5 protein-coding genes are annotated in these 6,795 nt (G+C 70.1%); 3 read left to right on the forward strand and 2 right to left on the reverse strand.

From position 1 onward, the window contains the following. Positions 1 to 89 precede the first annotated feature (89 nt). Positions 90 to 611: a DinB family protein gene (locus tag KDK95_RS13825; RefSeq protein WP_212518538.1), complete on the reverse strand. Its 522-nt coding sequence runs from the start codon at positions 609 to 611 to the stop codon at positions 90 to 92. Positions 612 to 699: 88 nt separating this feature from the next. Here KDK95_RS13825 and pepN point away from each other — a divergent pair, with 88 nt between their 5' ends. From pepN to KDK95_RS13840, 3 genes are all read left to right on the forward strand, one after another. Further along, the gene (gene pepN, locus KDK95_RS13830; protein ID WP_212518539.1) at positions 700 to 3,207 is read left to right on the forward strand and encodes an aminopeptidase N; all 2,508 of its coding nucleotides are present in this window, start codon (positions 700 to 702) and stop codon (positions 3,205 to 3,207) included. Between the two features lie 107 nt (positions 3,208 to 3,314). Continuing rightward, positions 3,315 to 4,382 carry a phospholipase D-like domain-containing protein gene (locus tag KDK95_RS13835; RefSeq protein ID WP_212518540.1) on the forward strand — a complete coding sequence of 356 codons (1,068 nt, stop codon included), beginning with the start codon at positions 3,315 to 3,317 and terminating at the stop codon, positions 4,380 to 4,382. 156 nt (positions 4,383 to 4,538) lie between these two features. Next, the gene (locus KDK95_RS13840) at positions 4,539 to 5,978 is read left to right on the forward strand and encodes a purine-cytosine permease family protein (RefSeq protein WP_212518541.1); all 1,440 of its coding nucleotides are present in this window, start codon (positions 4,539 to 4,541) and stop codon (positions 5,976 to 5,978) included. 11 nt (positions 5,979 to 5,989) lie between these two features. Here the strand turns inward: KDK95_RS13840 and KDK95_RS13845 are convergent, their stop codons facing one another. After that, entirely contained in the window at positions 5,990 to 6,673 is a 684-nt protein-coding gene (locus KDK95_RS13845; RefSeq protein WP_212518542.1) for a hypothetical protein, read from the reverse strand. Positions 6,674 to 6,795: the final 122 nt, after the last annotated feature.

Consider the following 6,795-nt stretch of genomic DNA (forward strand, 5'->3'; position numbering starts at 1 on the left):
CTCGGCAGCCGTGGTGACCGCCGCGGCTGCTCGCGCCGCTTGCCCATCTCGCCCGGTCCCGGCGGCCGCGGGCGCTACGTCGGCTCGCGCTACTCCCCCACCTCCCCGTCCAGGGACTCCCGCAGCAGGTCGGCGTGGCCGTTGTGCCGCGCGTACTCCTCGACCATGTGGATCAGGATCCAGCGGGCCGAGACGCGTTCCCCGGTGTCCCCGCGGGTGAAGACCGCGTCGAGGTCGGGCGTGCCCGCGACGACGGCCCGCGCGCGCTCGACCTCGGCCCGCCACCGCGCGTACGCCGCGGGACCGGTGTCCGAATCGAGGTCATTCCACTCCTCGTCGCGGTCATCCGTCCGGTCGTACATCCCCCTCTCGAACTTCTCGCCCGCCCATACCTCGCGGAACCAGAAGCGCTCCACCTCGGCCATGTGCCGCAGCATGCCGAGCAGGGTCAGGTTGGACGCGGGCACGGCGTGCGCGCGCAGCTGGTCGTCCGCCAGACGGCTGGCCTTCCAGTCCAGTGTGTCGCGGTGGAAGTCCAGGAAGCCGTCGAACAGGGTGCGCTCGTCGACGGTGTCCAGCGGCACTTCGGTACGCGTTCGGGTCTCCTCCATGCCTCCACGGTAATGACAGCCTCCGACAGCGGCCGCGTGGCAGGATGGGCGGGACGCGAACCTCGCAGGCGAAGGAGCCTTGGGAACCATGCCAGGCAGGAACTTGACCCGATCCGAAGCGGCCCGACGCGCGGAGCTGCTGCGCGTCTCGACCTACCGGGTCTCGCTCGACCTGGGGAACGCCAAGGACTTGGAGGCGCGCACGTTCCTCTCCACCAGCACGATCGAGTTCTTCTGCGCCGAGCCGGGCGCGTCCACGTTCCTCGACCTGATCGCGCCGTCGGTCCGCTCGGTCACGCTCAACGGCGTGCCGCTGGACCCGGCCGAGGTGTTCGCCGACAGCAGGGTGCGGCTGGACGGGCTGCAGGCCGAGAACACGGTCACCGTCGTCGCGGACTGCGCCTACAGCCGGACCGGCGAGGGATTGCACCGCTTCGCGGACCCCGCCGACGGCCGCGTCTACCTCTACACGCAGTTCGAGCCGGCCGACGCCCGGCGGCTCTACGCGAACTTCGAGCAGCCCGACCTCAAGGCCTCGTTCACCTTCGACGTCAAGGCCCCGGCCGGCTGGTACATCGCCGGCAACTCGGCCCCGGCCAAGCGCGCCCCGGTCGTGAACGGCGTCGCGCACTGGACGTTTCTGCCGACGCCGCGCATCTCGACGTACATCACCGTCGTCGTCGCCGGGCCCTACCACGTGGCCAGCGACGTCTACAAGCGCGCGCTGCCGGACGGCACGACGCTGGAGATCCCGCTCAACGCGCTGTGCCGCCACTCCCTCGCCGACCACTTCGACGACGAGGCGATCTTCGACGTCACCAAGCGCGGCCTGGACTTCTTCCACGAGAAGTTCGACTACCCGTACCCCTTCGGCAAGTACGACCAGGCCTTCGTGCCCGAATACAACCTCGGCGCGATGGAGAACCCCGGCTGCGTGACGTTCACGGAGCACTTCGTCTTCCGCTCCAAGCAGACGGACTCGGCCTACGAGTCGCGCGCGAACGTGATCCTGCACGAGATGGCGCACATGTGGTTCGGCGACCTGGTGACGATGCGCTGGTGGGACGACCTGTGGCTCAAGGAGTCCTTCGCCGACTTCATGGGCTCCTACGGCTCGGTCGGCGCGACGCGCTGGAAGAACGCCTGGGTCGCCTTCGCCAACCGCCGCAAGGCCTGGGCCTACCGGCAGGACCAGCTGCCGTCCACGCACCCGATCGTGGCCACCATCAACGACCTCGAAGACGCAAAGCTCAACTTCGACGGCATCACGTACGCCAAGGGCGCCTCGGTGCTCAAGCAACTCGTCGCGTACGTCGGCGAGGACGCCTTCATCGAGGGCTCGCGGCGCTACTTCCGGCAGCACGCCTTCGCCAACACGACGCTCACCGACCTGCTCAGCGCGCTCGAGGAGACCTCAGGCCGCGACCTGTCCGCCTGGTCCAAGGCCTGGCTGGAGACCAGTGGCGTCAATACCCTGACGCTGACCGACGGCGTCGTGCGCCAGCAGGGCAGCCCGCGGCCGCACCGGATCGCCGTCGGCGCGTACGAGCTGGGCGACGCGGGCGTGGCCCGGGTCGCGCGGGTCGAGCTCGACCTGGAGCGCGAGAGCGCGCTGATCCCGCCGGACCTGTCCTCGGCCGCGTTCGTGCTGGTGAACGACGACGACCTGTCCTACTGCAAGGTCGTGCTCAACGATGCGCAGCTGGCTTTCGCCTACGAGCACCTGTCCACCTTCACCGACCCGATGCCGCGCTCGCTGATCTGGTCCTCGCTCTGGAACATGACGCGCGACGGCGTGCTCCCCGGCCGCCGCTTCCTCGATTTCGTGAACCGGCACGCGGCCGCCGAGACCGAGGTCGGCGTGCTCAGCAACCTGCTCGACCAGGCCGGCTTCGTGCTCGCGTACTACCTGACGGACGAGAACCGGGCCGCCGCCCGGGAGCCGGTCGCGGCGATGGCCAGGCGCGAGCTGCGCGCGGCGCAGGCCGCCTCGGACAAGCAGCTGGCCTGGGCGCGGTTCTACGCCAAGGCGGGGTACCGCCCCGAGGACCTCGACTACCTCGCCGCGCTGCTCGAGGGCACGGCCGTGCTCGAGGGCCTGACCGTGGACGCCGACCTGCGCTGGGAGTTCCTGCTCGGGCTGGCCGCCGCGGGCGCCGCGGACAAGGAGCGCATCGACGCCGAACTGGCCCGCGACAAGACGGCCTCGGGCCACCGGAACCACGCCGGCTGTCTGGCCGCGCGTCCGCTGCCGGAGGCCAAGGCCGACGTGTGGCGCCGGGTCAGCACGCCCAAGGACCAGCCCAACGACCTGCTGCGCGCGCTGCTGAACGGCTTCAACCGGGCCGGGCAGGCCGAGCTGCTGACCGGCTACGCCGAGCCGTATTTCGAGTCCCTGGACCGGATCTGGGCCGAGCGCACCATCGAGAACGCCTCCGCGATCGTCTCCGGCGCCTTCCCCGAGCTGCTGGTCGACCCGGGCACCCTCGCCCGGGCCGACGAGTGGCTCGCCGGGGAGCACGCCCCGGCGCTGCGGCGGCTGGTCCTCGAGGCGCGCGACGACCTCGCCCGGGCACTGCGGGCCCGCGCCGCGTGACCATCCGTCACCGAGTGTTTACCGGCGCTTGGTGGCCTCGCATCGTCCAACCCTGATGTCCTGACCTGTTCGGGCCAAGGCGGCCCGCAGACCTCAGGAGGGTCAAGATGCGTCTCAAGCACACGCGGCTGGCTGCGGCCGCGGTCGCCGGGATACTCACCGTGTCGCTGGGCACCGCGACCGCGCAGGCCGGCGCCGCGGCCGACTGCGGGCCGGGCGGCGAGTTCGCGAACCACACGCTGCTCGTCTTCCCCGGCTCGCACCAGCCGGTCTACGACTTCGTGGACTCGGCGAAGCGCAGCATCGAGCTGACGATGTACGAGCTCGACGACAGCACGATGGAGGCGGACCTGGTCGCGGCCGCCCAGCGCGGCGTGGACGTGCGGGTGATCCTGGACGGCCGGGTCGGCCCGGGCAGCAGGTACTACCAGCCGGGCTACGACGAGCTGAAGGCCGGCGGCGTGAACGTGGTCTGGTCGAACCCGGCCTACTACTACACCCACCAGAAGACGCTCACGGTGGACGGCCGGGAGTCGCTCATCATGACCGGCAACCTGGACTCCTACTGGTACAACTCCGACCGGGACTACGCGCTGTTCGACGCGAACCCGCAGGACGTGCGCGCGATCGAGCAGACCTTCGACGCCGACTTCGCGCACGAGCCGATCACCCCGGGCGCGGGCCGCGGCGACCTGGTCTGGTCCCCGACCACGTCCGAGGACCGGATCCTGGACGTCATCGACGGCGCGCACCGCACCCTGCTGGTCGAGCAGGAGGAGATGTACGACACCGACGTGATCAACGCCCTGGTCGCGGCGGCGCAGCGCGGCGTGCAGGTCAAGCTGGCCATCATCGACGAGTGCGGCCTGTACCCGTACCTGAACCAACTGCTGGCGGCCGGCGTGCAGATCGCCCTGAACAACACCGGCACGGACACGCTGTACTCGCACGCCAAGGCGTTCCTGGCCGACTACGGACAGTGGGACGAGCGTGCCGAGCTGGGCTCGATCAACATCTCGAACACCTCGCTGACCGAGAACCGCGAGCTCGGCATCGTCCTCGACGCCTTCGGCCCGCGCGATGCGCAGGTGCTCGACACCCTGGACAACGTCATCTCCGGGGACTTCAATAACGGCCAGGTGTACACGGCGACCACCGACCCGAGCTGCGGCTGACGAGTCAGGACCCGAACATGAGGGCCGGTGTTAGCGATACGCCGGTGAGATGGCTGGGAAATACTGCGTTAACAACCGGCCCTTACCGTTCGCCTTGACAGCCGGTGACACGATCGCCGGCTCCCGCACGGCTCACAACGCGGAGGATCCCCCGGCATGACCAGCACCGAGGCGCAGGCGACCCACATACCCGAAGTACGCGAGGGCGAATACGGTACAAAAGTAGCGGCCGTCGAACCCGGCGGTGCCGAGTTCATCCCGCTCGCCGAGCGGCACGGCAGGCCGCTCAACCTGTTCTGGACCTGGACCTCCCCCAACTTCGAGTTCGCCACGGTGTTCGTCGGCGTGCTCCCGATGTTCTTCGGCGAGACCTTCGTCCAGGCCGCGCTCGCGATCGTGCTGGGCACCGCGCTCGGCTCGATCTCCATGGCGTTCCTGTCCGCGCGCGGCCCGGAGCACGGCGTGCCGCAGATGATCCTCTCCCGCGTCTCCTTCGGCCGCTTCGGCAACATCCTGCCCGCCGGCATCAACTCGGTGGTCGCGGGCATCGGCTGGTTCGCGGTGAACTCGGTCAGCGGCACCCTCGCGCTCTCCACGCTCACCGGCTGGGCCGAGGTGCCCTGCCTGCTGCTGATCACCGCCGCGCAGATCGCGATCGCGTTCTTCGGCCACAACCTGGTGCACGCCTTCGAGCGGCTCGCCTTCCCGCTGCTCGCGGTCGTCTTCGTGGTCGTCTCGGTGATCCTGCTCGCCAAGAGCCACCCGGCCGCGCTCAACGGCGGAGGCGGCGGCCTGGGCGGCTTCCTGCTGACCCTCGGCGCCACCTTCGGCTACGCGGCCGGCTGGAACCCGTACGCCGCCGACTACACGCGCTACCTGAAGAAGAACGAGAACAAGAAGGCCGTCGGCCTGTGGGCCGGCCTCGGCGTGTTCGCCTCCTGCGTCCTGCTCGAGCTCGCCGGCACCGCCGCCGCCACGCTGACCGTTCCCGACGGCCTGTGGGACTCCGACCCGACGCAGGCCTTCATCACGCACATCACCCCGTGGCTCGGCGACGTCACCCTGGTCGCCATCGCCATCGGCGCGGTCTGCGCGAACGCCCTCAACGTCTACTCCGGCGCGATGTCCTTCATGGCCCTGGGCATCAAGATCCCGCTGACCGCGCGCCGCGCCCTGGTCGCCCTCGTCTTCGGCATCGCGGGCTTCTTCCTCGCCTGGTCGGGCCTGAGCGACGCGGGCGCGAAGTACAACAACTTCCTGCTTGTCATCGCCTACTGGATCGGCCCCTGGCTCGGCGTCTTCTTCGCCGACCAGCTGCTGCGCCGCGGCCAGGACGTCGACGGCCTGCTGTTCAGCAAGTCCCACCAGCCCATCGCCGGCGTCATCGCCATGGCCGCGGCCATGGGCATCTCCATCCCGCTGTTCTCCAACCAGACCGACTTCGTCGGCTACCTGGCATCGCACTACTCGAGCCTCGGCGACCTGACCTTCGAGGTCGGCTTCGTCCTCGCCGCGGTCTTCTACTGGCTGATGTTCCGCTTCCTCCCCCGGTCCCTGGGCAAGGGCGACGAGACGGCGGCGACGGCCGACGCTTAGCCGCCGTAGCCTCAGAGCTCCGTCGGGAAGCCCTCGCGGCCGACGATGCCGCGATGGTCGTAGGGGTGCTCGAGCTCAGGCCGGCGGTGTTCGGAGCCGAAGGTCTGGCCGACGAACACCTTCGTGCCCGGGCTCTGCTTCCGGAGCTCGCGCACCAGGGCGTGCATGGCGGCGTTGCGCTGGCCGCTGATGCGGGTGGTGCGGGCCAGCCAGGCGGGGAAGGTCAGGACATCGCCGACGTCGTGGGCGGCGGCGCTGGCCAGGCGCTTGACGCGGCTCTCGGACTCGCCGACCGGCCAGTGGGAGCCGAGCTTCACGTCGGCGCACTCGTCGGCGCCGAGGACGGTGAGCTTGAGTTCGGAGCCGTCGTGCGCGATGACGGTCAGCCGTCCGGCCCTCGCCCACACCTGGGCGGTGACCGGCATCATCGCGCGGTCGCCGTCCACGGTGTGCATGATCAGCGGGTTCTCGCCGGTGCCGGCCTCCAGGGCCACGACGCGGTGGTTGAGCACGGCGGGCGTGCCCAGTTCGGCCGCGGTGCGCCCGCCGGGCTCGCCCTCGTTCCCCGGCTGCGCGCCGGCTGCCCGCGGGTTCGCGGCCTGCCGGTGCGCGGCCTGCTCGTCCATGGTGGCGGTGACGGTCGCGGGATTCGGTCGCGGAGTCGGGTGAACGGGGTCCATGTTCTCGAAGGTCATCTGGCCTGCCTCCTGGACGGCCCCCCGGAAACGGTCCAACACCTTCATTGTGCATCCGAACCGGGAAAACGCACGCTCTACGCTGGGATGCATGCCGCTCAGCCACGCCCACGCCCCCGCCC

This window comes from Actinospica acidithermotolerans (genome assembly GCF_018139625.1).
GTDB lineage: Bacteria > Actinomycetota > Actinomycetes > Streptomycetales > Catenulisporaceae > Actinospica > Actinospica acidithermotolerans.

What these genes read in the sequence shown, in the direction of transcription:
- KDK95_RS13825 (WP_212518538.1), bottom strand. Translation starts at nt 611, where the DNA reads ATGGAGGAGACCCGAACGCGTACCGAAGTGCCGCTGGACACCGTCGAC.
- pepN (WP_212518539.1), top strand. Translation starts at nt 700, where the DNA reads ATGCCAGGCAGGAACTTGACCCGATCCGAAGCGGCCCGACGCGCGGAG.
- KDK95_RS13835 (WP_212518540.1), top strand. Translation starts at nt 3,315, where the DNA reads ATGCGTCTCAAGCACACGCGGCTGGCTGCGGCCGCGGTCGCCGGGATA.
- KDK95_RS13840 (WP_212518541.1), top strand. Translation starts at nt 4,539, where the DNA reads ATGACCAGCACCGAGGCGCAGGCGACCCACATACCCGAAGTACGCGAG.
- KDK95_RS13845 (WP_212518542.1), bottom strand. Translation starts at nt 6,673, where the DNA reads ATGACCTTCGAGAACATGGACCCCGTTCACCCGACTCCGCGACCGAAT.